Source organism: Kribbella sp. NPDC050820 (genome assembly GCF_040653975.1).
GTDB lineage: Bacteria > Actinomycetota > Actinomycetes > Propionibacteriales > Kribbellaceae > Kribbella.
Genome location: NZ_JBFAHB010000169.1, coordinates 1 through 1,597, shown reverse-complemented (window position 1 = coordinate 1,597; position 1,597 = coordinate 1). Strand labels below are relative to the sequence as shown.

At 69.7% G+C, this 1,597-nt stretch carries 1 protein-coding gene; it reads left to right on the top strand.

What is annotated here, in order from left to right; genetic code table 11:
* The first annotated feature begins 90 nt into the window (after window positions 1-90).
* Window positions 91-1,158, top strand: coding sequence for an IS110 family transposase (locus AB0H36_RS48040; RefSeq protein ID WP_360539112.1), 1,068 nt, complete (start codon window positions 91-93; stop codon window positions 1,156-1,158).
* Window positions 1,159-1,597: the final 439 nt, after the last annotated feature.

Genomic DNA, 1,597 nt, shown 5'->3' with positions numbered 1-1,597 from the left:
CTGATGCGATGAAGGAGCGGGGCCTCCGCTCCTCGTGGGTTCCCGGCGGATGCTGGGGTTGCTCGCGTTTCACGACGAAGGAGGCCCCTGATGGAAGCGTACGCGGGACGGCAGTTTGTGGGGATGGATCTGCATCGGCGACGGTCGGTGCTGGTGCGGATGACGGCCGAGGGTGAGGTGCTGGAGCGGGTCCGGGTCGTCAACGATGTGGATCGGTTGGCGGCGGTGATCGCCCGGGCCGGGGAGAGCCCGGAGGTGGTGCTGGAGGCGACCTACGGCTGGTATTGGGCGGTGGACGCGCTGCGGGCGCAGGGTGCGGTGGTGCATCTGGCGCATCCGTTGGGGGTGAAGGCGTTTGAGTACCGGCGGGTGAAGAACGACGAGCGGGATGCCGCCGACCTGGCCGACCTGTTGCGGATGGGGCGTCTGCCCGAGGCGTGGATCGCGCCGCCGGCCACGCGCGAGTTGCGGGAGTTGGTGCGGCACCGGGCGAAGCTGGTCGGGCTGCGCAGCCATTGCAAGGCCGAGGTGCATGCGGTGCTGGCCAAGTGCGGCGTGACCGTGTCGATGAGTGACCTGTTCGGGATCGCCGGGACCGCGTTGCTGGATCGGTTGCGGGACTCCTCGCAGCTCGCGGCGCCGTACGCGGCCAGGATCGGGTCGCTGCGCCGGATCATGGACGGGCTCGACTTCGAGATCGACCACACCGCCGGCATGGTGCGGGGCCGGCTGGCGCTGCACCAAGGCTATGCCGCGGTGCAGCAGATTCCCGGGATCGGTCCGACCCTGGCCGCGGTGCTGGTCGCCGAGATCGGCGACATCGACCGATTCACCCGTCCCGAGCAGCTGACCTGCTGGGCCGGGCTGACACCAACCCATCACGAGTCCGATACCCACGTGCATCGCGGCCGGATCACCAAGCAAGGCTCCCGGCTGGTCCGCTGGGCCGTGGTCGAGTCGGTGCAGATCCTGCCCGACACCACCGCGGTCGGGCAGTTCCGCGACCGGGTCGCCGCCCGCCGCGGCCACAACATCGGCGTCGTCGCGGCCGCCCGCCGCCAACTCGAGTACGTCTTCTACGCGTTGCGCGACCACCACGTCCGTGCCCTGGATACGCAGCCGCACAAGCACACCGACAAGCACACCGGCGCGGCATGAGCCGCGACCACCCCGAACCGGTCGACGCGGGTCGTGCAGGTCAAGACCCCCACCAGCTGGCGTGGTCGCCCCTCTGATTGACCCCGCTGACCAGCAACTGCGAACCCCATCATGCCGCCCAGCCCCTCAGCTACCGCGGCGAAGGGATGACAGCAGCCCCTCCCCCCGGGGGGCTGCCACCAACCGGGGACACCCGGCCATGACGAGCGCAACGTCCGCACCCAGACATCACCAAGGGAACCACCGAACACACTTCCTCACCGCTGCCCACAGCATGCGCCGAGCGGCGTCGTCGTCAAGGCCCCACGGCCGCTACGCGGTCGGGCTCCGCCCGAGCCCTGACCACAACGCCTCACCTCGACGTGTCCCAGACCCAGCGGAGAAGAACAAAGGCCGGTCAAAGCACCTCTTGACCGGCCCCGCTCCTTCAGGGATGACC

Excerpts from the sequence above, each read along its gene's own strand:
- AB0H36_RS48040 (WP_360539112.1), top strand. The coding sequence starts at position 91 with ATGGAAGCGTACGCGGGACGGCAGTTTGTGGGGATGGATCTGCATCGG.